We start from the raw sequence: 26,718 nt of genomic DNA on the forward strand, positions 1-26,718 counted from the left end.
AATTTGTGTAAGGAGTAAATCAATGAAGAGAATTCCTGTTACTGTGCTGAGCGGATACCTCGGTTCCGGCAAAACGACACTTCTCAATCACATTCTGCATAACCGCGATGGCCTGAAGGTGGCGGTCATTGTGAATGATATGAGTGAGGTGAACGTGGACGCGGGCCTGGTGAAATCCGGCAATACCCTCTCCCGGACAGAGGAGAAGCTGGTGGAAATGTCCAATGGCTGCATCTGCTGCACGCTTCGCGATGATCTGCTGCGGGAAGTGAATAATCTCGCGTCGGAAGGACGTTTCGATTATATTCTGATCGAGTCTTCCGGCATCAGCGAGCCGGTTCCGGTAGCCCAGACCTTCACCTATGCGAACCCGGAGCTGGATATTGATCTTACTGAGCTTGCCAGACTGGACACGATGGTTACGGTAGTCGATGCCAACCGTTTCTGGCATGATTTTGCTTCGGGGGACAGTCTGCTTGACCGCAATATGACTGCGGGCGAAGGCGACTTCCGGGATATCGTTGATCTGCTGATTGACCAGATTGAGACCTGCGATGTGCTGCTGCTGAACAAATGCGATCTCGTGGACGAGCAGGAGCTGAACAAGCTGGAGGCTGTGCTGCGCAGGCTTCAATCGCGCGCGAAGATCATCCGTACGGTTAATGCGGAGGTCGCCCCTTCAGAGATCCTGAATACAGGTCTGTTTGATTTCGAGCAGACGAGTCTGTCCTCCGGCTGGATCGCGGAGCTTGGCAAGGAGGAGCACACACCGGAGACGGAAGAATACGGCATCACCTCCTTTGTCTACCGGCGCAGAACACCGTTCCATCCGCAGCGGCTGAGCTTCTTCTTCAGTAACTGGCCGGCCGAGGTAGTCCGGGCCAAAGGTCTGGTCTGGCTGGCCGCGCGCGGGGATCTGGCCGCAACCATCAGTCAGGCGGGACCGTCCATTCAGTTCGGTCCGGCCGGTTATTGGCTGGCGACGATGCCGGAGGACCAGCAGCAGGAGGTGTTGGCTGCCGAGCCGGATGTCAAGGCGAAGTGGGACGGGCAGTGGGGCGACCGGCTGAACGAGATCGTGTTCATCGGTGTCAGTATGAACCGTGCAGACATTGAAGCCCGGCTGGACCGCTGCCTGCTGAGCGCGGAAGAAATGCAGCTGGACTGGAACGAGTTCAACAATCCGCTGCCATGGCCGGCAGAGGAGCTGCTTGCTGCCGGGCAGGAATAGACAGCTGAGGAGGAGCGTGCAGCGGGCGGAAGGTTAGGGTTTAAGAATTGAACTCGGGTGATAGAGGGGATTTATATCCGGGTGGAATGGAAGACGGGGATCTGGAGTTACGGTGGAATGCAAGACGAGCATCTGAATTCGCGGAAGAGCCGGAATCGAGACTGTCGGTTCCGGCTTTTTACTGCCTAGATTACGGCGTTAATCAGTTTAATTACGATTAATTTTCGGTTTTGGGTTTACAGATCGTAATTATTACGATAATATCAATGGAGTCAAAACGTAATTATTACGAATAAATCTGCTGCTGTTGCCTGCGAATAGACTTTGCGGTGCATTAGGCTATCGAGGACTTGATCCTTAGGACCATTGAGGACAACAGCACCAGAATGGTGAGCTCTGCTGAATAGTACTGCTGAATAGCGCTGCGGACACCAGAGACCTTAAGTTGCAAATATTCGCTCTATCCTTTGTGTATCGGACACCAGAGCCCTTATTTACTGTGAAAAGCCCCGGAATCCACCGGTTGGGCTGCGATAGCGTCATCTGTGTCCATAAGCGCGGCGGATTTGGGTCATTTTGAAGAAATAACGGCACTGGAGTCCGTAAGAATTCCATGGCCGAAGAATGGGAATTAAGTCAGCTCCCCCTTTTCGGAAATCGGCCAAAGCATCAGCTCCATCTGAAGTTGAATGAAGAAGGGAAGACGATACACTATGATTTTGTCATCCATGCGGGATGTTGTGTTCGGCTACGGGAACGAGCCGGTCATTGACCGCTTGTCGCTGGATATTGAAGCCGGGCAGTTCATCGGGATCACTGGCCCCAACGGGGCGGCGAAGACAACGCTGCTCAAGCTTATGCTGGGCCTGCTGAAGCCCTGGAGCGGAACGGTCTCCCTGAACAAGGAGCTTACCGGCGGGGGCGGGCTGGTGATCGGCTATGTGCCGCAGCAAGTCGCCTCCTTCAATGCCGGATTTCCCAGCAAGGTCATCGAGCTGGTCCGTTCCGGCTGCTACTCCAGGCTGGGATTGTTCCGCCGCTTCACGAAGGAACAGGAAGCGCTGGTGGAGAGCAGCCTGCGTCAGGTCGATATGTGGGAGTACCGTAACCGCAGAATCGGCGAGTTGTCCGGCGGGCAGAAGCAGCGGATATGCATCGCCCGGGCGCTGGCCCAGCAGCCGCAGGTGCTGGTGCTGGATGAGCCGGCAACCGGCATGGATACTGCCAGCCGCAGCGGCTTCTACAAGCTGATGCGGCATTATGTCAGCCAGCATGGCCGCACCGTCATTATGGTTACACATGGCCTGGAAGAGACAAGATCCTATCTGGATACGGTGATCAGCCTGGAACGGCAGGAACAGGAGGGCTGGACATGCTTGGTTACGAATTCATGCAGCGTGCATTTTGGGCAGGAGGCCTGATTGGCATTATTGGTCCGCTGCTTGGCGTATATCTGATGCTGCGCAGGCAGGTGCTGATGGCGGACACCCTGTCCCATGTCTCACTTGCAGGTGTGGCGCTGGGTTCAGTCCTGCAGTGGAACCCGGCCATCAGCGGTTTCGCTGTGGCCGTAGCCGGAGGGCTCGTTATCGAGCAGCTGCGCCGTTCTTACCGTACATACAGTGAGCTTCCGGTAGCTATCATTATGACCTCCGGTCTGGCGCTGGCCGTGGTGCTGATGAGCCTGAAGCAGAACCTGACCAAGAGCTTCAGCTCCTACCTGTTCGGCTCCATCGTTGCCGTGAGTGATACCCAGCTTAAGCTGATTGCCATCGTGGCCGCCGCCGGACTTGTCTACTTCATTGTTCTGCGCCGGCCGCTGTACAACCTGACATTTGACGAGGAGACCGCCAGCATCGGCGGAGTCCATACCGGATTAATGTCCTTCTCGTTCGCCGTTCTTACCGGCATGACCGTTGCCGCAGCCATGCCTGTTGTAGGTGTGCTGCTGGTATCCGCTCTTATTGTGCTTCCGGCATCCATTGCGCTGCGGATTGCGTCCGGTTTTACCGCAGCCATTCTGATTTCAGTCGGTGTCGGCTTGACCGGTGTGTTTAGCGGCTTGACGGCTTCGTATTATATCAACACGCCTCCTGGAGGCACGATTGCGCTTATTCTGCTCGTATTTCTGCTGAGTGCCATAGCCGTACAACGGCTGATTACATTGAAAAACCGCCGCAACATAATAAGTACTAAAGAAATTAACAAAAAGTGAAAGAAGCGGAGGGGGAATTTGGAACTGTAGGAGCGATAGCGACCGCCTGAAAGCTTTCCGCAGGAAAGCTCGCTACGGAAGCATAATCAGTCACCGGATTTCACCCGCGAACAGCGGTATAGATCAAGAAATCTGGGGACAACAGCGGCCGGAAGTCCAAATGTTCACCGCAGTGTCCCGCAGGAAAGCTCGCTACGGAAGCATAATCAGTCACCGGATTTCACCCGCGAACAGCGGTATAGATCAAGAAATCTGGGGACAACAGCGGCCGGAAGTCCAAATGTTCACCGCAGTGACGACTAAGCTTTCTAGTTCAAATCTTAAGTACGTCTTATATACATTCATAAATCTACAACCATTTAAGAAAAGGGGTCTCCGAAAAATATGATGAATTCCAAATCAAAGTCCAAATTCAGAATCCGCCACCTTGCTGCCTTGTCACTCACCGCTATGCTTATTGTCTCCGGCTGCGGAAATAATACTGCAGGCAATGTTGCCTCTACTGGCAGCCCTGCTAACGCACCGTCAACTGCGGCTGCAGCTACAACCGTACCTGCGGCAGACAAGCTGAATATTAAGGTCAGCTTCTATCCGATGTATGAATTCACGAAGAATATTACCGGTGATCTTGCGGATGTGGAAGTGCTGATTCCGGCCGGCACCGAACCGCATGACTGGGAGCCGACCGCTAAGGATATGGCTGAGATTTCCGATGCGGATGTGCTTGTCTATAACGGAGCGGGTATGGAAGGCTGGGCGCAGCAGGTTGTGGACGGGGCCTCCGGCAGCAGACTGATTACCGTAGAAGCCAGTAAAGGGCTGGAAATCATGGAAGGAACGGAAGAGGAAGAGGGACATGACCATGAGCATGAGGATGAGCATGCCCATGAAGAAGGCACAGCGTCCGGAGAGGCTGATCACGACCACGAACATGACCACGAGGATGAACATGGGGAAGCAGCGCATGCCGGAGAAGGCCATGATCACGGCGGCCTTGACCCGCATGTGTGGCTCGCCCCGGCTATGGCGATCCAGGAGGTCCGCACGATTGAAGCGGCTTTATCCGTAGCCTCGCCTGAGAATGCAGCAGCCTTCAAAACCAATAGCGAAGCCTATATCGCCAAGCTGCAGCAGTTGGACCAGGAGTTCAAAGACGGGCTGAAGGATACGAAACGTAAGGACTTTATTACCCAGCATGCCGCTTTCGGATACTTGGCCCGTGAATATGGCTTAACTCAAGTGCCTATCGCCGGGTTGTCACCGGAGCAGGAGCCTTCCGCTGCTCAAATGGCAGAGATCGTAGAATTTGCCAAGGCGAACAACGTAAAAACGATCTTTTTCGAAACTCTGGTATCCTCCAGTGTGGCTGACACTATTGCCCAGGAAATTGGAGCCAAGACAGCTGTACTGAATCCGATTGAAGGACTGACGGAGGAAGACACCAGGAATAATCTGGATTACTTGGGCGTTATGCGCCAGAATCTTGAAGCTCTGAGCGCGGCGCTGAACGAATAAGAAGAAGAGAGGCTGATCCATACAATGGCTAAGAAATCGAAGGTTGTCAAGGAACTGAAGCGGCAGGAGCTGGTGGCGAAATATGCGGACAAACGCAGAGAGCTGAAAGCGGCGGGAGATTATATGGCGCTGCAGAAGCTGCCCCGTGATTCCTCGGCTACCCGTCAAAAAAACCGGTGCACCGTCTCCGGCAGACCACGGGGGTACTTAAGCAAATTCCATGTTTCGAGGATCGTCTTCCGCGAGCTCGCACTCCAGGGACAAATTCCCGGTATCACCAAGTCCAGCTGGTAGACCGTTAACTTCATAGATGCTCTGCCGCAAGACGGCTGATTCTCTGGGATACAGGGGACCAGCCGTTTTGACATATTCATAGACTTTGCCTGATGCAGCGGAGTGAATTATGATAGAGGATAAAGATATTCCGCAGCTGAAGGAGGCTTCTAAATGAGCTATACCGATACTTTTATCCGTGTTGCTGAAGATTGCCCGGCAGAAATTGGCATAACCCCGGTCTCAGGACGTCCGCTTCCGCCCGCTCATGTCATTCAATACCAGCTGCTGGCAGGTGCGCCTTACCACTATAACCATGAAGAGCTGCTGTATCAGGTCCATGTACGGCACAAAGGAATTCCCGAAGAAGAGCGGGACGCCCGCCGGGAAGAGATTTGGGCAGAGCTGTTCGCGAAGAATCATCCTTGCCTGCGGGCCTCCATGCTGCCCAAGAAGTACGGCTGGGGAGTCCACTATGATGCAGAAGGCAAAATCGCCTTGTACGCCAAAGAGTCTCCAGAGTACGATTATTATATTTCCAGCGGTGAAGCCGGGGTGAAGCTGCTGAATGCTATGCGCAGTAAGCGCCGCTGAGCAGGGAGCCGGGAGCGGGGAGCCAAAAGTACAGCATCACAATTTCCTGGATAGAAAGAAGGAAGCGTTATGTCACAGTATTGGAGTCAGCGGTTTGCCCGGGAGGGGATGATCTGGGGGAGCCGGCCCAGCCCGACTGCCGGGTGGGCCAAACAAAGGTTTATGGAAGACGGGGCGTCTTCCGTCCTGATTCCGGGTGCCGGTTACGGGCGGAACACCAAAGTGTTTGCCCCCGAATTTACCGTTTACGGCATAGAATTAAGTGAAGCCGCGCTGGAGCTGGCCGCAGAATGGGATCCCGGGACAACCTTTATCGCCGGATCTGCGCTGCAGCCGCAGCTTGAACATCCGGTGGATGCCGTGTATTGCTATGACGTGCTGCATCTATTCCTGGCAGATGACCGCCGCAGGCTGATTGAAGCGTGTCTTGAGCAGGTGCGCTCCGGAGGACTGCTCTATTTCACCAGCTTCTCCGATGAAGATCCCAATTATGGGTGTGGGACGGAGCTTGAATCGGGTACTTATGAATACAAGGCAGATAAGTATGCCCATTTTTTCAGCGACGGCGATTTAAGAGGGCATTTTGCCAGTACTGAGATTCTGGAGACGGGTGCATTTACCGAACCGCTGGAGAGTCCGCAGGGCGGGACCCATGAATACATACTAAGATACATTCTCGCGCGCAAAAAATAAACAGGTGCAGGGAGCGCAGCATCAAGAGGCCCTTCTCCAAACAGGAGGAGGGCCTTATTCAGATGTTTATTCAGGCGGTTACACTAGTGAAGCTCACAATCGGCGAACAGGATATGGCGCGGAATCCGGAAGAAATTCTCGGCTTTCTCCTGCAGCGCCAGCGTAGGCAGATGGCATTGGTGCAGCCACTTGCGGAACGTGCCGGGATGGACACCGATCCAGATGCTGACATCGGTTACCGAGAAATCATACACCATGCAGAGTCCGGTCAGGATGGCATTGCTTTGCGGTGAACGGGCAATCGTTCTTTTCATGAAACGGGACGGGGTCGGCTGGCACACAATCGGACTCTGCCGCAGAAGAGCTTCATTGAACAAGATGTGGGACGGATAACCGAGCAGGCGGCAGACCTTGTCCAGATTGGTTCTGGAGGGAATGCGGCCTTCATACACCCATGCGCTTACGCTGCGCGAGGAAACGGAGAGCTCTTCTGCAAGTCTGGAGAGCTTCATGTCCTTAGCCATCAGAATGGCCAGCAGAACGCGGTTGCGGATCTGGCTGCGCTTTGGCCGGCGAAATCTTTTGACACGTACACCTTGTCCAAGATATTTGCGGTTGATCAGAGACCAGGCCTGAATTTTATGTGGTTCTTGCTGATTCTTAGGCATAATTCCTCCGATATACTGAATTAATGAAGTGGTAATTCTTCTAGTTTAGCTGTATATGACTTTAACATTACACCAATGCTTTCGTCCAGATCAAATGCCTCCGTTTCGTCCAGCGCTAAGTTTCTTTCAGTAATGATGCTGTTTATGATATATTTTTAGTAATCAAATTTATATTAATCAAGAGCTGGGAGCGAGATAGATGATCAAGCATATTGTATTCTTCAAATTAAAGGACCGGTCCCCGGACAAAGTACAAGAGACAGTAGCCGTTCTACGCAACATGGAAGGAAGAATTCCGCAGCTTATCTCTATTGAAGTAGGGGCTGATCTGATTCACTCCGAGCGTTCGTATGATATTGCCCTGGTTACCGTTGTAGCCTCCATGGAAGATTTGCAGGCTTACCAGGTTCATCCGGCCCACAAGGAAGTTATCGCCCACATTAACGAAGTCAAAGATGTTTCTGTGGCTGTGGATTACGAGATTTAGGCAGCAAATGATCTGCAAGGCTGGAACCCATTAAGTACGGAAAGCGGTGACGGTTATGCGTGAGCTTGAGTATCCGATGGAAGCGTTAACGTATCTGGTTGTTTTTTTGGCGGCTTGCTTCATTATGCTGTTCTGGCTGAAGCGCCGGGGCAAACGCGGCAAGTAGCGGCAGTTATTGAGTGGCAGGTCAAATTACCGCAGGGTGGAGGGTCATCTGTGTATTATGTCAACCGGAAGCAAATTGAAACGATACTTGAACAAATCCCTGATCTGAATAACGGTCTCCGGCATGCGGCTTCTTCCTGGGATGGCAGTACGATACTCGGTCTTGTACAGGAACGCTGCCTGCATCTGGCGGTAGAAGTGGTTACCGATGTGGGCAGCTGTCTGATCGACGGGTTCATTATGCGGGATGCCGGGAGCTATGAAGATATTATTTCCATTATTCATGAGGAAAAGGTGCTGGGTGACAGCGGGATTTACCCTGATCTGACCTCGCTGGTAGCCCTGCGCAAGCCTCTGGTTCAGGACTATTATGTGTGGGAACGGAAGGCACTGCATCCGCTGACGCTGGTGCTGCCTAGTGTGCTGGAACAGTTCGCCTCTGAGGTGCGCGGCTATCTGGACCGGGAGCTGGGAATTGAAGTAACGGTGTAATCATAACGTAAAGTATGTAGTCAGACAGAAAGGAGGTCCTTTATGGCGAAGAAGGGTCAGGAAAGCGGTTCGACAAGGCGGATGATTATGACGCTGCTGAAGATGAAAGGGCCGCTGACAATCGGCGCTCTGGCGGAAGAATTGGGCATTACCGAAATGGGCGTCCGCCGCCATGTGCTTCAACTGGAGCAGGAGTCGCTTGCCAAGACCAAGGTGGTGCGCCAGGCCATGGGACGTCCTATGCATGTATACTCACTTACCGAGCGGGCGGAAGATCATTTTCCCAAAAGCTATCACAATCTGGCACTGGAGCTGCTGCGGGAGCTGGATCACGGGAGCGGGCTGGACGCGGTTAATGTGCTTTTTGAAGGCCGCAGGCGGCGTATGCTTGCCCAGTACACCCCTATGATGCAGAACCGCGATCTCGAGCAGCGTGTTGCTGAGCTGTCAGCGATTCAGAATGCCGGAGGGTATATGGCGGAATGGAGCAAGGAAGAGGACGGTTCGTATGTGATGCGGGAATATAACTGTCCGATCCGTCAGGTCGCTACCCAGTACCGCAAGGCCTGCCAGTGCGAGCAGCATTTGTTCGAGGAATTGCTTGATGCGAAGGTAACCCGCAGTGAATGTATGGCGGAAGGCGGCCAATGCTGCCGTTATGCAATCACTCCAAGCAAAAAGGAGAAAACTTCGGAAAACTCCAAATGATCAGTCACAGGACAAACTCTCTATGCTTATGATATACCAGAACTAGGCGATCGCCCGGGCGGCCGGGCAGAGGCACTTTGAATCCAAAGGAGAGATTGATGATGAAAAAGGATACCAAAAGCTTGCTCTGGGGTGTGCTTGCCGGCAGTGTGGTCGGAACCGTGACAGCATTGCTGTTCGCTCCTAAACCAGGTAAGGAGCTCCGCAAGGATATTGCCGAAGGAACGACTGAAGCGGTCGATAAGGTCCAGGAAATCGCCGGTCAGGCCAGTGAGAAGACTACAGAGATCTATGGCAAGGCTAAAGAAGTTGTAGTATCAGTCGTCAGTGAAGTCAAAGAATGGAGTAAAGCCGCCACGGATGCAGTTGAAGAAGCTAAGACGGCCACCGTAAGCGGAATTGCTGAGGATGCTGTGGAAGACTCAGAAGCGGCTGAAGCTGTGGAAGCTGCGCTGGAAGAGGAAGCCGTTGAAGCTGAGATTGAAGCTGAATCAGACACCGGTACTGCTGCAGTTGAAGATGCTGTTGACGGCAAAAGCGAAGGCGAACTTTCTTAAGCTGACCAAACAATAGAGGAGCCGCTTTCCGCAGACAGGCGGGAGGCGGCTTTTGCCGTTCCTGTCCAGGTCTTGCCCCGGTCCGGGACTGCTCCCTGATTGTTCCTTACTTGAACTAAGCCTGCAAATGGGGTATTATCTGCAATTGGGGCTGAAATCCTGGTACACTTTATTCCGGCCTTACATAAGCTACACAAAACAAGTTAAAGGATGCGGTGTGTTCGTGCAGCAAGCTATAGCTATATTAGACTCAGGTGTGGGAGGATTGACCGTTGTCAAGGAAGTGATGCGACAGCTCCCCAGGGAGAAAATCATCTATTTCGGCGATACGGCGAGAGCTCCATACGGACCCCGTTCGACTGAGGAAGTGAAATTGTTCACTGAACAAATCGTGGACTACTTAATTCAATTTAATCCTAAAATGATTGTTATTGCCTGCAATACAGCAACAGCGGCAGCTCTTGATTATATCTCCGCCAAGGTAGCCATTCCTGTGATCGGAGTCATTCACCCCGGTGCCCGCGCAGCCATCAGCGCATCCAAGAATGGCCAGGTCGGCGTCATCGGTACCATCGGTACGATCAAAAGCGGTGCATATACGGCGGCGCTGAAGCAGCTGTCACCGTTCGTCCAGGTGGTCAGCCAGGCCTGCCCGGCGCTTGTCCCCTTTGTAGAACAGGGATTATTCCGCTCGGAGGAGAGTCACCTTGCCGTAGCAGAGTCGCTGAACGGCATCAAATACGAGCCGATTGATACTCTGATTCTGGGCTGTACCCATTATCCGTTCCTGGTCGAGCCGATTGGTAAAGTGATGGGGCCGGGAGTCAAGCTGATCAGCTCGGCAGACGAGACTGCGCGGGAGATCAGCACCATTCTGTATGACAAAGGCCAGCTGGCGCGCGGGGATGAAAGCCCGATTCACCAATTCTTCTGCAGCGGCGATGCTGAGATGTTCCAGCGGATCGCCCGGGACTGGCTTGGCGAGCAGATTAGCCGTACCCCTGTAGTATGGCAGGTATCCTCGATGTAGGCTGGGATGCTCTCTGTGGTGAATTGAATAGGGACAAACCCCCAGGCATCACGGGGGCGGATGTTACAAGCCGGGAGCGGGATTCCCGGCTTTTTTTGTATGTTCAAATCTTTCATGACATGGAGCTGCTGCTCATATACTAGGCTAGGGCTGTGTCCCGCCTGTATTCGCGGAGATATCCGGACAGGCTGGAGGGGACGGCGGCTCAAGAGGGCCGGGAGGATGAGACATATGCAGCAATATATTGCCCGCAGGGGAGATACCGTAAGCCGTATAGCCGCAAGACACGGACTGACACCGGAGCATGTCATTCAAGGGAATCCATGGGCTGGAAGCCAGCCTTATTTATATCCGGGGCAGGTGCTGTTCCTGCCGTCTGCTCCGCGTAAGCGTTATGCGGTGCAGGAAGGGGACGATGCACACAGCATCGCTTCCCTGTTCGGTGTGGGAATAGACGAACTGGAAATGCTGAATCCGGGAGTAAGCTCGGGGCGCATATGCCTGCCGGGCAAGGTGCTTGTGATTCCGGCCGCAGCCCGCCGTGAGGAAGTCTATCTGCGCGGTGAATACGGACCGGCTGACCTGGAGGCGGATACCGCCAGGCTGGCGGGCAAATATCCTTTTGTCAGCACTGAAGCCATCGGCACCAGCGTGCTCGGCAAGCCAATCACTCTGCTGCGGATCGGCAGCGGCGCACGGCATCTGCATGTGAATGGCGCGCTGCATGCCAATGAATGGCTGACCGCGCCTTCGCTGATGCGCTTCATTGAAGAATACGCGGCAGCTTTTGCTTCAGGCAGCGCGTGGCATGGCCATCAGCCGGCGGACTGGCACCGGGACTGGACGCTATGGGCGGTGCCGATGGCGAATCCCGATGGCGTCGAGCTGGTGCAGGAAGGCGCGCTGCCGGACCATCCTTATTACGATGCGCTGATGAAATGGAACAGCGGCAGGCGCAGCTTCCGCCACTGGAAGGCCAACATCCGCGGCGTGGATCTTGGCGATCAGTTCCCCGCCCACTGGGAAGAGGAACGCGACCGGCGGCAGGTTCCCGGTCCGGCTCCGCGGGATTACGGCGGGCATGCGCCGCTCTGTGAGCCGGAGGCAGCGGCGCTGGCGGCTCTGGCCGAGCGGATTCCCGGCGATGCTGCCGTATCCCTGCACAGCCAGGGTGCAGAGATTTACTGGAACTACCGGGGCTACGAGCCGCCGGAGAGTAAGCGGTGGGCAGCGGGGCTTGCGGCGGTGAGCGGCTACCGGGCCGTCGAGCTGACCGGCAGCGATGCCGGATACAAGGACTGGTTCATCCAGCGCTTCCGCAAGCCGGGATTCACGGTAGAGCTGGGCATAGGCAAGAATCCGCTGCCTGCGGCTGATTTTGAGGATATGGCCCTGGAGACCGGACTCATACTCGGGGCGATACTCTCAAATTTGAAATAATAATGAAACAATGTCTGCAAATTTGCGTAAGATAGCAGCAAAGGGCACGGCCGCAATCCTCCCTATCGATCCTTCGCGGCTGTATCCTTTTTTATTGTATTGCCGGTTGGAGACAAATCTGGTCCATGGACCCGATTAATAGGCGCAATAATAAGCGCACAAAGAAATCGTTCCTTAAAGAGCGGGCGGGCTGCCCCCCCCGACGCTTAAGGGGCGGTTTCTTTTTGTATTTGCTGGGGAGTAGGGGGAAATGAGGAGCAGAAACGCCCCTGATTCTGCTGGAAGTGGGCTGGGAGAGTAAATGAGGAGCAGAAATGCCCCTGATTCCGCCTGGAGTGGGCTGGGAGAGTAAATGAGGGGCAGAAATGCCCCTGATTCCGCCGGAAGTGGGCTGGGAGAGTAAATGAGGAGCAGAAATGCCCCTGATTCCGCCTGGAGTGGGCTGGGTGAGGTAAATGAGGGGCAGAAATGCCCCTGATTCCGCCGGAAGTGGGCTGGATGAGTAAACGAGGAGCAGAAATGCCCCTGATTCCGCAGTAAATGAGGAGCAGAAATGCCCCTGATTCCGCCGGAAGTGGGCTGGATGGGGCAATGAGGGGCAGAAATGCCCCTGATTCCGCCGGAAGTGGGTTAGACGGACGAATGAGTTAGACTAATTTTTCCAGAGACAGCCGCTTGGTTAGTGGCTTGCCAAAATTGGTTACTGGTGATGCAGGATCGGGCGCTCTAATGGAGAGACGCGGACTGAAAAGCGCTTATTTCACGAAAAAACCTAATAATGGGGCTGAAGCGGACTGAGATTCCGTTAATTTGTTCATTCGGGCTCAAGATGGGGGATATTCTGACACTTAACGGAATCTGAGTCCGTTTGACAGGCGATTTCGCCTGATTCCATCATTTAGCGGAATCTCAGTCCTCATCACTAGCTGAGCCGGGCTGAGGTTCAGCTAGTATACGCAAAGACAATGCACGCTCGAAGAGCATACATACGTCCATTCCTCCACATACCCCCACCCCCACACAAAGTGCTAACGTTACTCCAACGGCCTACACCAACTCGAACACCAGCTCCACCCCAACCCCAACCCCAACCCCAACCCCATGAGTCTCCCGCCCAGGCATTTTATAGTCAAAATAATGCACATCAAGGCGTATGAAAGCTATACCGTACTCGCAAATGTCTCTTGATAAAATTAGCGTATAGAAGAGTGGCGGACGGCTCCACGGAAAGAGGCCGGCCGCCGGGAAAGTGAGGGCCACATGGAGAACGATACGTATACGCTGAAAAGTAAACAGATCCCGCTTGTCTCTTGATAAAATTAGCGTATAGAAGAGTGGCGGACGGCTCCACGGAAAGAGGCCGGCCGCCGGGAAAGTGAGGGCCACATGGAGAACGATACGTATACGCTGAAAAGTAAACAGATCCCGCTCAATTCCTCCTACGATGTCATTGTAGTCGGAGGCGGACCTGCGGGCTGCACTGCCGCAGCTGCGGCGGCAAGAGAAGGGGCGCGGACGTTGCTGGTCGAGGCGACCGGCAGTCTGGGCGGAATGGGAACCTCCGGCCTGGTGCCGGCCTGGTGCCCATTCTCGGATAAAGAGAAGATGGTCTACCGTGGTCTCGCGGCCAAGGTATTCAATACCTTAAAGGCGCAAATGCCGCATGTCCGGGAGGATGCGATGGACTGGGTGCCGATCGAACCGGAGAAGCTTAAGCGTGTCTATGACGATCTCGTAACGGAGTCGGGAGCGCATATCCTGTTCCTGACCGCGCTTGCGGATGTGGAACGAGATGATGAAGGCAATATCACAACACTACTCCTCCTGAACAAAGGCGGCCTGCAAGCCTTCCGCGCAGCTGTGTATGTCGATTGCACAGGAGATGGCGATGTCGCCGCATGGGCAGGCGCCGAGTACCAGATGGGGGACGAAGAGACCGGCGAGCTTCAGCCGGCAACGCATTGCTTCATCCTTGGCAACGTGGATGATTACGCGTATTTGAACGGGCCGAAGCTGCATGCGGAGAACCCGCACAGCCCGATCCATGAAGTGGTCCGGTCAGGGGAATACCCGGCAATTCCGGACACCCATCTGTGCAACAACATGGTGGCTCCGCGTGCCGTTGGCTTCAACGCCGGGCATCTCTGGGGAGTCGATAACACGAATTCCTTCTCCGTATCCGGGGCGCTGGTTGAAGGACGCAAGATGGCGGCTGCCTACCGGGACATGCTCGCCGCTGTCCATCCCGCGGCCTTCGGCAATGCGGTGGTCATGAGCACGGGCACGCTGATCGGAACGCGGGAGTCCCGGCGGATTACCGGCGATTATGTCCTGACGGCGGAGGACTACATCTCACGAAGAAGCTTCGACGATGAGATCTGCCGCAACAGCTACTTCATTGATGTGCACGGCACACAGAAGGAGCAGCAGAGCGGCGCCGGGTCCAGCCAAGCGATCACGCTCTACGGTCCGGGCGAATCGCACGGCATTCCGTACCGCTGCCTTACGCCGCGCGGACTGCGCAATGTACTGGTCGCCGGCCGTTCGATCTCCTGCGACCGCAGGGTGCTCGGCAGTGTCCGGGTGATGCCGGTCTGCCTGGCGATGGGCGAAGCAGCCGGACTCGCGGCAGCACTGGCTGTGGCTGCCGCTCAGACCGGCGGCGACGTACATGCCGTTGATATCGCCCGTCTGCGCGGCCGCCTGCGGGAAGAAGGCGGCTATCTGCCGGACAACCAAGCTGAAACTGCAGGGGAGAGAATGCAATGAGTGAATCTGCTGTTACCCGTAAGACAACCGGGGCACAACCCAAAACTTACTGGACACGCAAAAGAAGGGAGCAGCTGGCGGGGTGGCTCTTTATCGCTCCTGAAGTGATCGGTATGCTGGTGATCGCCGTGTTCCCGCTGCTGTTCAGCCTTTTCCTCAGCTTAACGGAGTGGAATCTGGTCGGAGGCTTGTCCGCCATTCACTTTGTGGGGCTGGACAACTTCGTCGAATTGTTTAGAGACAACCGCTTCCTGCTGGCACTGAAGAATAACGTGCTGTTTACGATCGGCACGGTGCCGGTCACGATGCTGCTGGGGGTGGTCCTCTCGGCGCTGATCCATAAGAAGCTGTATGCCAAAACCTTTTTCAAGGTAGCCTTCTTCGTGCCCTACATTTGTTCAACCGTCGCGATTGCCGCCGTCTGGCAGGCGCTATATCACCCGTCCAAAGGGCCGATCAACCAGATTCTGATGCAGATCGGTTTGTCCGAACCGCCGCGCTGGCTGGTCGATACCAGCTTCTCGCTGATCGCCATTATGATTATTTACGTCTGGCAGCTGCTGGGCTATCAGATCATCATCTTCCTGGCCGGCATGACGAATATTCCGGAAGAGCTGTATGAAGCCGCAACGATTGACGGTGCGAGCGGGATCGGACAGTTCCGGCGGATTACGCTGCCGCTGCTGGGCCCGACTACTTTTTTCCTGGCGATCACCAGTACGATTTCGTCCTTCAAAATCTTCGATATGATCAAGTTCCTGACGGACGGCGGTCCCAACTATTCCAGTACGGTCATCGTGTACCAGATTTATGAGGAAGGGTTCGAGCGCTTCAAAATGGGCTACGCCTCGGCAATGTCCTGGGTGCTGTTCCTCATCATTATGCTGGTTACGTCGATTACCTGGATGACACAGAACCGCAAAATCCATTATTAGTCTACGGCGAAAGGAACTAAAGGCAATGACAATGAGAAAATTTAAGACCGGCAATCTGATCTTTACCGCCCTGTTCGCCCTGCTCTCGGTATTCTTTCTGATGCCGCTGGTCTGGATGCTGTCCGCAGCCTCCAAGACGGAGAAGGAGGTCTGGACCTTCCCGATTCAGTGGATTCCCACGGACTGGAACCTGATCGCCAACTTTAAGGCGGTATGGATGGGCGACGTCGCGTTTGGACTATTTTATATGAATTCGATTAAAATCGCCCTGATATCCACAATTGCTACAATTGTGATATCGGCCATGGCAGGTTACGCGCTCGGCAAGCTTGATTTCAAGGGCAGAACCCTGATCTTCACCCTGATGCTGGCTTTCATGATGATCCCGGAGCAGGCGACACTCGTTCCGCGCTATATTATGATCAAGGAGCTGGGACTCTACGATTCGCATGCAGCGCTCATCCTGATGGGGATGTTCTCGAGTTACTTCACCTTCCTGCTGCGCCAGTTCATGATCGGCATTCATAATGATATGCTGGAAGCTGCCGAGCTCGACGGTGCCGGATTCTTCCGCATCTTCTGGAGTGTTGTGCTGCCGCTAAGCCGGCCGATCCTGGCTACGGTAGGGATTATCAAGTTCATCTGGACGTGGAATGATTACCAGGGCCCGCTGATTATGCTGAATTCGACCAAGCTGTATACCATTCCGCTGGGGATGCAATTCTTCAAGGAAGAGTTCGGTACACAAATCTCCGTCATGATGATGGCTTCCGTAGCTGCGATTCTGCCGCTGCTTATCTTGTTCCTGGCCCTGCAAAAGCAAGTCATTGACGGCATTGCCATCGGCGGAGTCAAAGGTTAAAGTAATATCTCCGGGCAGCTATCCCTGCCCGGACCGGAAGGTCAAAAAAGTGTACGCGCGCGGGCCTTAGATTGTATAATGAGCCTGCAGACAACAAATCAAGGGGGAATTGCTTTGAAAAAACTATCTTTAGTATTAGCAAGTATGATTCTTATGCTCTCCGTTACCGCATGCGGCGGGAACGGCAACAGCAGTAATTCGGCCGCCACCGATGCGCCGGCTTCGGCTGATCCGGCTGCCGGAAGCAGCAGTACAGACCAGCCCGCAGGCAAGGCGAAGATCAAATTCTACACGTTCAAGGCCGATAAGCCGGAAGAACCGATTTACCAGGCCGTTCAGGCGTATAACGAATCCCAGGATAAAGTGGAAGTCGAATATGAATCACTGGTTCAGAACAGCGACAGTACTGATTTCATGAAGAAGCTGGATATTCTCGTAGCCGGCGGAGAAGTGGTCGATGTATTCATGACCGGTAATGAGGATGAACTGCTGGAGCGTGCTTCACGCGGTGTTGTGGAACCGCTTAACTCTTTCTTTGAGCAGGAGAGTATTACACCGGAGGATGAATATTCCAAGCTGCTGAAGCTGGATGACAAGGTATACGGCATTCTGCCGAGCTCCACCCAGTGGCTGACGGTCTTTAACAAGGATCATCTGGAAGCAGCCGGCCTGTCCCTGCCTGAGATGGGCTGGACGTGGGATGACTTCCGCGACTATGCCAAGAAGCTGACGACACCTGAACACTACGGAACCTACTTCCACACTTGGGGTGAGTATCCGAACATCATCGCTTACACCGAGAAGCCGCATCCGCAGCTGAGCGCAGATCTGAAGCCGATTTTCGATGATCCGTCCTTCGAGTACTTCTTCAATCTCCGCCGCACTATGGAGAAGGAAGATAAGAGTGTTGAACCGTATGCCGATGTGCTTGCTTCGAACTATCATGTGCTACAGCAGTTTTTTGCCGGAAATGCCAGTATGCTCGCTGTACCAAGCTATGCTGTCCGGGCGGCGCTGAATCTGGAGAAATTCCCGCATGAGTTCCAGACGATGTACGCTCCGCTGCCGCGCTCTGTGGATACGGAAGAGATCGGTATGACGAATATTTCCGGCGGCGGCCTCGCCATGGGCGCGAAATCGGAGAACAAGGAAGCCTCCTATGATTTCATCCGCTGGATGTCCAAGGAATCCTATAAATTCACGAAAGAAATTCCAGCCTTCAAGGGTGTAGACGGAACGGAATTAATCAACGGCTTCTTTGGAGAAAATACAGATTTAATCGATACCGCATCGCTGTCCAAGACACTGTTTGATCCCAATATTCAAATGCCTGACACCTTCAGTGTGCCTTATGGCAGTGAGCTGAAAGCGATTGTGGAGAATGGCTTCGCCAGCTTTATCCTGGATAACCGCAGTTTCGATGAGGTCAAGACTGAAATGACAGCCGAAGTGGAGAAAGTGGTTCAGGCCAACCAGAAATAATGAATTAAGCTAAAGGCGGCAGCGATTATGGATTATAATAGGGACGTTGAATTTACATTACAGTACAAGGTGGATACATTATGAAATGGTTAAGCCGTTTTTCTTTCCATCGCAGACTGCAGTTCACGTTCCTGATCCTGATCCTGCTGCCTTTTATTGTCGTTACCTTCTGGTCGTACACCTCCGTGAGAGAGAATGTGAGTGATAAAATCTCGCGTGCAGGCGAGGAGACGCTGAAGGTTATCGGGAGTCAAATCGAAAAAACAGTAGACAGCATCTCGTTTGTCTCGGTCTATTTCTCTGAGGCATATGATCCGGCCGTGCTGGAAAGTCTGCGCTATTTAAAAAACACCGGGAACTTCGGCAACTACGGAGTGTATACCCACTACAATAAACTCAAGACTACGGCCAATATATTATCCGTGCAGTCGCTGGATGCCGATCTGCAGATTATGCTGGTCAACCGGGAGAACCGGATTCTGATCGGCAACCAGAATATTCCCGTCTTTTCGGGCCTGCCGGAGCAGCTTCAGCAGGAGAGCAGCAAGCTGAATGAGCAGGAGAAGATCTCACTGCAATGGTTTCCCTACGGCGGCGACCCCTCTGCACCGGATTATTATTACGCTGTACGCTTCATTACCGATCCGCTGAATCAGGAGAAGCTGGCGACGCTGTATGTGGGCATTCCGAGCCATTATTTTCATAACCTGCTGGATACGGGCAATAGCGCCAACATTCTCTCCCTGGCTGACGGGCTGGGCAGAAGTATCGCGGTCACGGGCGGAGCGGATACCCCGAAGGAGAGTCAAATGCTGGTCAGTGAGGTCCGTATTCCAAAAGTGGGCTGGCTGCTCACCAGCAAGACGCCGCGCAGCTCCATCGACAGCCATATCAACCGCGAGTTTCTGGTCTCGATATCGATAGTCGGACTGTTCTTTCTGGCGTTTCTGATCCTCTCCATGCTGTGGGCCGGATATATCAATAAGCCGATCAGTCTGCTGCGGGCAAGCGTCAAGCAGTATGTCGGCGGCAACCGCGCTGTGCGGATTCCGGTCCGGGGCAAGGATGAAGTGGCAGTGCTGTCCGCAGCCTTCAACCAGATGCTGGATGATATGAATCAGCTGCTGCAGCAGGTCGAGAGTGAGCAGGAGGAGAAACGGCTGCTGGAGCTTCAGGCATTGGCGGCGCAGATCCGGCCCCATTTTCTGCTGAATACGCTCAACTCCATCAAGGTGGATCTGCTGCTCTCCGGGGACCAGTCCCATGGTGCGATGATCGATGCGCTGATGAAGCTGCTGCGCGTATACGTTCATGTAGATAAGCCGCTGGAGCTGGCGGAGGAGTGCAAGGTGCTGGGCAGCTATGTGCAGGTGATGCAGATCCGTAACCGGCTGGATATCGCTTTTGAATGCGTGCTGGACGAGAAGGTAGGCGAGGTTATGCTGCCAAGGCTGCTGCTGCAGCCTATTGTCGAGAATGCCATCAGCCACGGCTTCTCTGCGCGTCCGGCGAAGCCGGCGATCTTGCTCGAGGCAGCGTTTGAAGACGATATGCTGAAGATCAGCATCAGCGATAATGGACGGGGGATGCCGGAGGATAAGCTCCAGCGCCTGAACCGGCGGCTGCAAGGTAATGAAGACACGGCACTCTGGCCGGAAAAAGGGGTCGGACTCGTGAACACGGCACGCCGGCTGCAGGTGCTGTACGGATACCGCGCGCGGCTGAGTGCGCAGGCAGGAACAGAGGAAGGCATGACTTTTACCCTATATATCCCCGTAACCAGTGAGAAGGAGGCGGTCCCCCTTGATGACCCTGATGCTGATTGATGATGATGTCCCGATGCTCGAATATGTAGAATATCTGCTCGGGTCACTGGGACTGGAGCTGCAGCTGGTGGCTTCGGCCTTCAGCAGTGAGGATGCGCTGGAGCAGTTCCATGCGGCTTTGCCGGATGTCGTCATTATCGACATCGGCCTGCCGGGCATGGACGGGCTGGAGCTGGCGGACGCCTTCCGTATTACGAAGCCGGAGGTGCGCCTGATCTTCCTGACCTGCTATGAGGATTTCCATTACTCGAAGCGGGCCATCCAGCTGGAGGCGGATGATTATCTCATTAAGGATGAATTATCGCCGGAACAGCTGAAGAGCAGTTTAAGCAAAGCGATGAGCCGTTTCAAGAGCCGCGAAGAGCTGCTGGAGCGTTATTCCTTCCGCCAGGCGATTGAGCGCAATAAGGAAGTGCTGAAGCAGAGCTTCCTGAAACAGCTGCTGTCCGGTGCGGCAGACCAGGAGAATACGCTGGAATTCGGACAGCGCCTCGGGATCTCCTGGAAGCATCCTTATTTGCGCCACGGGTTTATCCATATGGATGCCGCCTCTGTAACCGAGCGTTACCGGTACAAGGATATTCCGCTGATTCATTTTGCCGTGAACAATATAGCGCTGGAGCTGTCCGCCGGAGAAGCTTCCATTACACCGATTATGAGCAGGGACGCTGACATTTATCTGGTCTGGAATGTAGCTGACCCCGGCAGCCCGGGGACGGGGCTGACTGATTTCATGCAATCCGTGCTGGAGAAGGTGGAGCAGTACCTGAAGATTACCCTGCGGGGGTTCTATTCAGGGGTTTCCGTGTCTATACGGAACTTCGACTCGCTGTATAAGACGCTTATGGACAGCCGCGATCACAACTTCTATCATGCGGTTACGCCTATTGCCGCCCTCGAAGAACAGGCGGATTTTGGGCAGACCGCCGAATGGCGCGGAGATAAGGAACGCGGGATGCTGTCGCTGGCGCTGGAGGAGGGGCATGCCGCCTGGATTGATCTGGCAGTCAACCAATGGACGCAGCAGGTCACCGCGGATAGGCTGCTGCCCCGGCTGGTGAAGGAGGTTTGCGGCAATTTTGTGCGCCAGATGGCCTTTGAAGCCGGAGGACTTGCCGAGGAGGACTTCTTCACCCAGCTTGAGCAGACGGTTCATATCCAGGAGGCAGCCCGCCTGACCAAGCGGGAGCTGCGGAATCTGTGGAGACAGCATACGCTCGCACCCGTGGCGGCGCAGGAGAAGGATATCCGGCTGCAGGAGGTGGACCGCTTCCTGGAGGAGCATGTGGACCAGATGGTGACCTCGACCGATATGGCGGAGCATCTGCATCTGAATGCCAGCTACTTCTCCCGCTATTTCAAGAAGCTGTCCGGCATCAATTTCACCGACTACGTCAATCAGTACAAAATGAACATGGCCATCACAATGCTGGCGCGCCCGCATGAAACGGTGGAGAATGTAGCCTACACGCTGGGCTTCTCCGACCGGGCGTATTTCTCCAAAGTGTTCAAGAAATATAGCGGGAGAAATCCCAGTGAATACAAAGCCGGGCCGGCTGAAGAGGGCATGGGTGAGGAACGAGCGGACTAGACAAGGGAATAAACAACATCCCCATTGGAATCAATTCAGCTTCAATCTATATAGGCTTGTATTAAGGAGGAATTGTAATGAGTGAATTTACGTTTAGATTACCTGCGGAAGAAATCACCGTTTCGCATGAAGTGGATGTGCTGGTTGCAGGCGGCGGGCCTGCGGGCGTGGCGGCTGCGATTTCCGCCGCCAGAAGCGGAGCGCGGACGCTGCTGATTGAGCAGCGCGGCTTCCTGGGCGGCATGGGCACCGTTGCCCTGGTGCCGGCCTTCTGTCCCTACAGTGACGGGGAGAAGGCGGTGGTGCGCGGCATCGGACTTCAGCTGCTGGAGCAGATGAAGGCGGAATGTGAGCCGGAATTCCGGGAACGCTTCGGCACTGAGCTGGACTGGGTGCCCATCGATCCGGAGGTGCTTAAGCGTGTATACGATGATGCTGTGGCAGAGAGCGGAGCCGGGGTGCTGCTGCATACCATTGCCAGCCAGACTGTGATGGACGCAGACGGTCGCAAGATCGAAGGTGTCGTAATCGTCAACAAATCCGGCCGGAGCCTCATCAAGGCGAAGACGGTAATCGACGCGACAGGCGATGCCGATCTGGCTGCCCTGGCGGGCGCACCATTCCATAAAGGCGGGGAGGCAGGTGAGCTTCAGGCGGCGACGATGTGTTACCTGCTGGCTAATGTGGACCGAAAGCGCTTCCTGAAGTATCTGAATGAAAGCGGTGACACCGAACAGATTCATCGGGCGGTGCAGCAGGCCCAAGCGGACGGGAAGCTGCCGCAGGGCCGGGATTCGGTCTCTGGCCTGTCCTGGGTTGCCGATTATCTGGTCGGCGTCAACTTCGGCCATGTCTTCGGCATCGATGGCTCCAGAGCGGAGGATTTGACCCGGGGCGCCGTGGAAGGCCGCAAGCTGGTCCTCCGCCAGCTGGAATTCTTCCGGGCGTACGTGCCCGGCTTTGAACATGCCCACCTCGTGTCCACCGGAGAGCAGATCGGCATCCGCGAGACGCGGCGGATTGTGGGCGATTATGTTCTGACACAGGATGATTTCATGAATATGGTGTCCTTCCCGGATGATATTGCCCGCAACAGCTATTTCATCGATATCCATATGGCGCGCAGCAGCGGAGCAATGCATATTCACCATCTGCCGCCCGGTAAATCCCACGGCGTCCCCTACCGCTGCATGCTGCCGGTTGGTCTCGATAATGTGTGGGTGGCAGGACGCGCAGCCTCCTCGGACCGCGTAGTGCAGGGCTCGCTGCGCGTGATGCCCAACTGCTTCGCTATGGGGCAGGCGGCGGGAATGGCGGCAGCGATGGCTGCCGGTACGGACAGCCAGAGCAGGAAGGTAGATATCACCGCGCTTCAGCGCGGGCTGGTTCAGCAGGGGGCCTGGCTTGGCGAAGCATTGGCTGCGTTATAACTAATTGCGGGAGAGTGATTAGAATGACAAGTAACCATGTGAAACATAATTCAAGCAAAAACAGGCCGGGCAGGCTCACCATGCTGGGCATGATCGTATTTTTACTGTTCAGTCTCCTATCCGGCTTGTCAGGTCCAGTTGCAGAGGCGGCAGGCACCACATATTACGTCGATTCTGCCCTGGGCAGTGACAATAGCTCCGGCACCAGTGAAGCGGCAGCCTGGAAGACGCTGGGCAAAGTGAACAGTATCACCTTCAGCCCGGGGGACCGGATTCTTTTGAAGGCAGGCAGCGTGTGGACTGATCAGTATCTTGATCTGCAGGGCTCAGGCTCTGAGGGGAACCCGATCACAGTAGACCGCTACGGGAGCGGAGCCAAACCGCTGATTCATTTCGGCAACACAGCCGTGGGCGGTGAAGGCTTCGGGGTCCGATTGCGCAATGTCTCCTACTGGGAGATCAATAATCTGGAGATTACAAGCGGACAGCAGCCCACGGATATGCGGAGAAACGGCGTGCTGGTTGTGGGGGAAGGAGCAGGAGCGGGGAACTTCCGGCATATTTATATCCGCAATCTCGATATTCACGATATCTTTGGCACGGACCGCAGAACGGGCGGAATTAATGTTCATGCCAGGGGAGCCAATACCGCACCGGAGAGCACCTGGGATGATATTCTGATCGAGAATAACACAGTCATCAACGTGGCGGATACTGGGATTCAGACGATGACGGATGCTTTTTTCAATAGTGCATGGACTCATAAGTTTGATGCTTTCAGCAATGTGGTGATCCGGGGCAATGTGGTGGAGAAAATCCACCGGGACGGCATCCTGGTCAGAGCCAGCGCCTCGCCGCTGATCGAATACAACAAGACGAAATCCATCGGAGAAGCCACCGATGTGAATACATCCATCGTCAATTACCTTGAGGATATCACTGTCGTTGCGGCGCAGTGGGCTTATTATACCAAAGGTGCTATTTTCCAGTATAACGAGGCCTCCGATACCCGGATGCTGGGCGGAGACGGCCAGCCGTGGGACTTCGACATTGAGGTGCACGACAGCATCTACCAGTATAACTATAGCTATAACAACGAGGGCGGCACATTACTGGTCATGAACAATACGAATAATAATATCTTCCGCTACAATATCAGCCAGAATGATAAGGATGCGAACGGGGTGTTCCATCTGGTGAACGGCGGCGGCAATCTGTACGTCTACAACAATATCATCTACCGTTCGGGAACGCAGAACAAGGCGTTGACCCATGCGAGCAATACAGGAATGGCCTATTACACTAATAATATCTTTTATAATGCTGCCAGCGGTCAATACACGAACAGTCCGAGAATGACGTATGATCACAACAGCTTCTACGGGCTGAATTCGGGTGTTCCCAGCGATCCTAACAAAATCACCGGCAATCCCGGCTTCGTCAGTCCAGGCACGGCCACAGGACTCGCTTCGGCAGACGGTTATAAGCTGGTGCAGACCTCTCCGCTGATCAATGCCGGGGCGGTGGTTGCAGGCAACGGGGGTCTCGATTACTTCGGAAACACACTGTATAACGGCGTGCCGGATATCGGTGTATTCGAGTTCCAGGGTACAATCACACCGCCGGTTACGCTGCTTCAGGATGATTTCGAGGATAACAATTACAGCGGCTGGACGACTTCAGGCGGGGCGTGGAGCGTAGCGGATGACGGTACGAAAGCTTTGACGCAGACATCGTCGTCAGGGGAAGCGCTGGCGTATACCGGCGATGCCTCCTGGAGGAACTACACATATTCGGCCAAAATTAAGCTGCTGAATGCCTTCGGCAACGCTGGACTGCTGTTCCGGTATGCGGATGCCTCGAATTATTACATGTTCAGACTGAATGATTCAGGCGACAAAGCGGAGCTGTTCAAAAAAACAGCCGGCACACTCACGATGGTAAGCAGTGCCGATGTTGCTGTTACGCCCGGCCAGTGGACGGAGCTGAAGGTGATGGTCAGCGGCAGTACGGTTACGGCTTTTGCCGGCGGTACCCAGCTGATCCAGTGGACCGATACGGCGGCGCAGCCGGCCGGAGGGAAGATTGGCATCCGGATGCATTCCAGCACCGCCCGGATCGACGATGTTAAGGTTACGGAATAAAGTTTAGCGGGATGATCCGGTCAAATTTTAGTTAAAAATGAAACGATCTCTGCAAATTTGCGTAAGATAACAGCAAAGGGTATGGCCGCAATCCTTTCAACAGGTGCTTGGAGGCTGTGCCCTTTTCTAATGACATAAGCAAATGAAGCAGGGAGGACTACTCAATGAAATTCAGAAAACTGTTGTCGCTCAAACAATGGTCTCATATATTCCGCAGCTCCTGGCAGTATATCATTTCACCGAACGTCACTATGGGGGATAAGCTGCTGTTCACTATTCCGGCGCTGCTGTACTGGGTGCTGCCCGACTTCATGCCGTTTATACCAATTGATGACATCGGGGTAACGATGCTGCTGATGGGCTGGTTCGTCTCGCGGATGGACCGCAAATACCCGGCGCTGAAGAGCCTAAGATGACGGTTTTACGACACTTTTGACTGCTCAATCTGATGTATTTCAGCAATATGGTTGCTTTTACATCCTATATTCCTTAAAATGAATTATTGAGTATTTAAACTATAGATGCCCGGGAGATGGAATAGGATGAACGTCAAAATTACCCGCAATGCGGCTAAAGTGATAAAGAAAACTATGGAGCTTGAAGGCAACAGCGAGCTTAAACTGCGCGTAGCGATTACGCATTCCCACGGTGACCATGCCCACTACGGCCTGGATCTGGACACGCCTAAGGAGAACGACGTAGTCATCTCCACCGACAAAGAAATCGATGTTATTCTTGATCCGAACCAGCCGCTGCTGGACGGTGTGAAGATTGATTATCTCTACTTCCCTGAGGAAGGCTTCGTTATTACTAATCCGTCTAAAGGAAATCATGGCGATCACTAATTGATCCGCCCGTATTTTACGGACATAAAGAAGGGTTGCTTCATGGCTAACGATATAAGATTATGTGACGAGTGCAATCATATCAAAATGAAAAGCATCGTGCCCAAGCTGCTGAAGATGGCGCCTGACGCCGAGATCAAAACAGGCTGTATCTCCTACTGCGGACCTTGTGGCAAACGCCCGTTTGTTTATATCAACGGTCGTTACATCAGCGCTCCGACAGAAGATGAGGTGCTGGCCAAAGCGGAAGCTTTCGTCAAACAGCCGGCAGTGAAGAAGTAGATCAGGTCTTGTAGAACAGGTTTAATAGAACAGGACTGATAGAATAGGTCAGACAGTATAGTTTTGATAGTGTGATAGAACAAAAATACAGCCTCCGCAAAGTTTGCGGGGGTTGTTTTGTTTGAGATATGAGCGTTTGAGCTTGTATGTTTTGAGTTCCCTGAAAAGTATCTGGTATCTGAGTAATCATCGGAGCTAAAGCGTCACTTTGTGGATTATGTCGTGTGTGGGGTGAAGGTACTGTAAAAGGTGGCCGATAGAGATACAAATCTTGCACGAAATACAACAATCGCAATGGGCAGACGTCCGAAACTCGGAAATCTTGCACTAAATACAACAATCTGAGTTAGTGAGAGCTCAATTAGGCAGAAATGCTGCATTTTGTACAACAATCGGGGTCCGAGTGGTGCCATTCCAATGATAATCTTGCATTTTGGAGTCAATTTCATAATTCAGTTGGCTGAATAGCAAGACTTGGCCAAAA

25 protein-coding genes are annotated in these 26,718 nt (G+C 53.9%); 24 read left to right on the plus strand and 1 reads right to left on the minus strand.

Going from position 1 to position 26,718, the window contains the following annotated elements; translation table 11 throughout:
• Window positions 1-22 precede the first annotated feature (22 nt).
• From QW71_RS31030 to QW71_RS31060, 7 genes are all read left to right on the plus strand, one after another.
• Window positions 23-1,231 (plus strand): GTP-binding protein, encoded by a 1,209-nt coding sequence (locus QW71_RS31030; RefSeq protein WP_039308716.1) that lies wholly within the window; start codon window positions 23-25, stop codon window positions 1,229-1,231.
• A gap of 713 nt (window positions 1,232-1,944) precedes the next feature.
• A complete protein-coding gene (locus tag QW71_RS31035; protein WP_039308718.1) occupies window positions 1,945-2,652 on the plus strand; it encodes a metal ABC transporter ATP-binding protein in 708 nt (235 codons plus the stop codon).
• Window positions 2,598-3,446, plus strand: coding sequence for a metal ABC transporter permease (locus QW71_RS31040; RefSeq protein WP_039308719.1), 849 nt, complete (start codon window positions 2,598-2,600; stop codon window positions 3,444-3,446). Before QW71_RS31035 ends, QW71_RS31040 begins: the two co-directional genes overlap by 55 nt.
• A 384-nt stretch (window positions 3,447-3,830) precedes the next feature.
• The gene (locus QW71_RS31045; protein ID WP_235441604.1) at window positions 3,831-4,961 is read left to right on the plus strand and encodes a metal ABC transporter substrate-binding protein; all 1,131 of its coding nucleotides are present in this window, start codon (window positions 3,831-3,833) and stop codon (window positions 4,959-4,961) included.
• A 24-nt stretch (window positions 4,962-4,985) separates the two neighbouring features.
• Complete coding sequence (rpsN, locus tag QW71_RS31050; RefSeq protein WP_039308720.1) at window positions 4,986-5,255, plus strand: 30S ribosomal protein S14; 270 nt, start codon at window positions 4,986-4,988, stop codon at window positions 5,253-5,255.
• A 153-nt stretch (window positions 5,256-5,408) separates the two neighbouring features.
• Window positions 5,409-5,828 carry a DUF6157 family protein gene (locus QW71_RS31055; protein ID WP_039308721.1) on the plus strand — a complete coding sequence of 140 codons (420 nt, stop codon included), beginning with the start codon at window positions 5,409-5,411 and terminating at the stop codon, window positions 5,826-5,828.
• Between the two features lie 69 nt (window positions 5,829-5,897).
• Window positions 5,898-6,521 (plus strand): trans-aconitate 2-methyltransferase, encoded by a 624-nt coding sequence (locus QW71_RS31060; protein ID WP_039308724.1) that lies wholly within the window; start codon window positions 5,898-5,900, stop codon window positions 6,519-6,521.
• Window positions 6,522-6,604: 83 nt separating this feature from the next.
• Here QW71_RS31060 and QW71_RS31065 read toward each other — a convergent pair whose 3' ends face one another.
• Window positions 6,605-7,189: a helix-turn-helix transcriptional regulator gene (locus QW71_RS31065; protein WP_039308727.1), complete on the minus strand. Its 585-nt coding sequence runs from the start codon at window positions 7,187-7,189 to the stop codon at window positions 6,605-6,607.
• Window positions 7,190-7,388: 199 nt separating this feature from the next.
• On the opposite strand from QW71_RS31065, the gene QW71_RS31070 reads away from it, so the two are divergent.
• From QW71_RS31070 to QW71_RS31150, 17 genes are all read left to right on the plus strand, one after another.
• Entirely contained in the window at window positions 7,389-7,676 is a 288-nt protein-coding gene (locus tag QW71_RS31070) for a Dabb family protein (protein ID WP_039308729.1), read from the plus strand.
• A gap of 216 nt (window positions 7,677-7,892) precedes the next feature.
• Entirely contained in the window at window positions 7,893-8,333 is a 441-nt protein-coding gene (locus tag QW71_RS31075) for a DUF86 domain-containing protein (RefSeq protein WP_039308732.1), read from the plus strand.
• Between the two features lie 42 nt (window positions 8,334-8,375).
• On the plus strand, window positions 8,376-9,041 hold the full coding sequence (locus tag QW71_RS31080) for a metalloregulator ArsR/SmtB family transcription factor (RefSeq protein WP_039308735.1): 666 nt from the start codon (window positions 8,376-8,378) through the stop codon (window positions 9,039-9,041).
• Window positions 9,042-9,139: 98 nt separating this feature from the next.
• Window positions 9,140-9,598, plus strand: coding sequence for a YtxH domain-containing protein (locus tag QW71_RS31085; RefSeq protein ID WP_083442808.1), 459 nt, complete (start codon window positions 9,140-9,142; stop codon window positions 9,596-9,598).
• A gap of 223 nt (window positions 9,599-9,821) precedes the next feature.
• Window positions 9,822-10,628, plus strand: a complete 807-nt coding sequence (gene racE / locus QW71_RS31090; RefSeq protein ID WP_039308737.1) for a glutamate racemase — start codon at window positions 9,822-9,824, stop codon at window positions 10,626-10,628.
• 231 nt (window positions 10,629-10,859) lie between these two features.
• Complete coding sequence (locus QW71_RS31095; RefSeq protein ID WP_039308740.1) at window positions 10,860-12,068, plus strand: M14 family metallopeptidase; 1,209 nt, start codon at window positions 10,860-10,862, stop codon at window positions 12,066-12,068.
• Between the two features lie 1,386 nt (window positions 12,069-13,454).
• Window positions 13,455-14,837 carry an FAD-dependent oxidoreductase gene (locus QW71_RS31100; RefSeq protein WP_039308744.1) on the plus strand — a complete coding sequence of 461 codons (1,383 nt, stop codon included), beginning with the start codon at window positions 13,455-13,457 and terminating at the stop codon, window positions 14,835-14,837.
• Entirely contained in the window at window positions 14,834-15,772 is a 939-nt protein-coding gene (locus QW71_RS31105; protein ID WP_039308747.1) for a carbohydrate ABC transporter permease, read from the plus strand. Before QW71_RS31100 ends, QW71_RS31105 begins: the two co-directional genes overlap by 4 nt.
• 25 nt (window positions 15,773-15,797) lie before the next feature.
• Window positions 15,798-16,634, plus strand: coding sequence for a carbohydrate ABC transporter permease (locus QW71_RS31110; protein ID WP_039308750.1), 837 nt, complete (start codon window positions 15,798-15,800; stop codon window positions 16,632-16,634).
• A 114-nt stretch (window positions 16,635-16,748) separates the two neighbouring features.
• Entirely contained in the window at window positions 16,749-18,116 is a 1,368-nt protein-coding gene (locus QW71_RS31115; protein WP_039308752.1) for an ABC transporter substrate-binding protein, read from the plus strand.
• 80 nt (window positions 18,117-18,196) lie between these two features.
• Window positions 18,197-19,942 carry a sensor histidine kinase gene (locus QW71_RS31120; RefSeq protein ID WP_039308754.1) on the plus strand — a complete coding sequence of 582 codons (1,746 nt, stop codon included), beginning with the start codon at window positions 18,197-18,199 and terminating at the stop codon, window positions 19,940-19,942.
• Window positions 19,923-21,533, plus strand: coding sequence for a helix-turn-helix domain-containing protein (locus QW71_RS31125; protein ID WP_039308757.1), 1,611 nt, complete (start codon window positions 19,923-19,925; stop codon window positions 21,531-21,533). The genes QW71_RS31120 and QW71_RS31125 overlap by 20 nt, the downstream gene beginning before the upstream one ends.
• 77 nt (window positions 21,534-21,610) lie before the next feature.
• The gene (locus tag QW71_RS31130) at window positions 21,611-22,963 is read left to right on the plus strand and encodes an FAD-dependent oxidoreductase (protein ID WP_039308759.1); all 1,353 of its coding nucleotides are present in this window, start codon (window positions 21,611-21,613) and stop codon (window positions 22,961-22,963) included.
• A 23-nt stretch (window positions 22,964-22,986) separates the two neighbouring features.
• Window positions 22,987-25,107, plus strand: a complete 2,121-nt coding sequence (locus QW71_RS31135; RefSeq protein ID WP_039308762.1) for a family 16 glycoside hydrolase — start codon at window positions 22,987-22,989, stop codon at window positions 25,105-25,107.
• Window positions 25,108-25,271: 164 nt separating this feature from the next.
• Window positions 25,272-25,523 (plus strand): hypothetical protein, encoded by a 252-nt coding sequence (locus tag QW71_RS31140; RefSeq protein ID WP_039308765.1) that lies wholly within the window; start codon window positions 25,272-25,274, stop codon window positions 25,521-25,523.
• A 126-nt stretch (window positions 25,524-25,649) separates the two neighbouring features.
• Window positions 25,650-25,952: an iron-sulfur cluster assembly accessory protein gene (locus tag QW71_RS31145; RefSeq protein WP_039308768.1), complete on the plus strand. Its 303-nt coding sequence runs from the start codon at window positions 25,650-25,652 to the stop codon at window positions 25,950-25,952.
• A 42-nt stretch (window positions 25,953-25,994) separates the two neighbouring features.
• Complete coding sequence (locus tag QW71_RS31150; protein ID WP_039308771.1) at window positions 25,995-26,234, plus strand: DUF1450 domain-containing protein; 240 nt, start codon at window positions 25,995-25,997, stop codon at window positions 26,232-26,234.
• The last annotated feature ends 484 nt before the right edge of the window (window positions 26,235-26,718 follow it).

Origin of the sequence: Paenibacillus sp. IHB B 3415 (assembly GCF_000802655.2) — a bacterium.
Lineage (GTDB): Bacteria > Bacillota > Bacilli > Paenibacillales > Paenibacillaceae > Paenibacillus_AQ > Paenibacillus_AQ phytohabitans.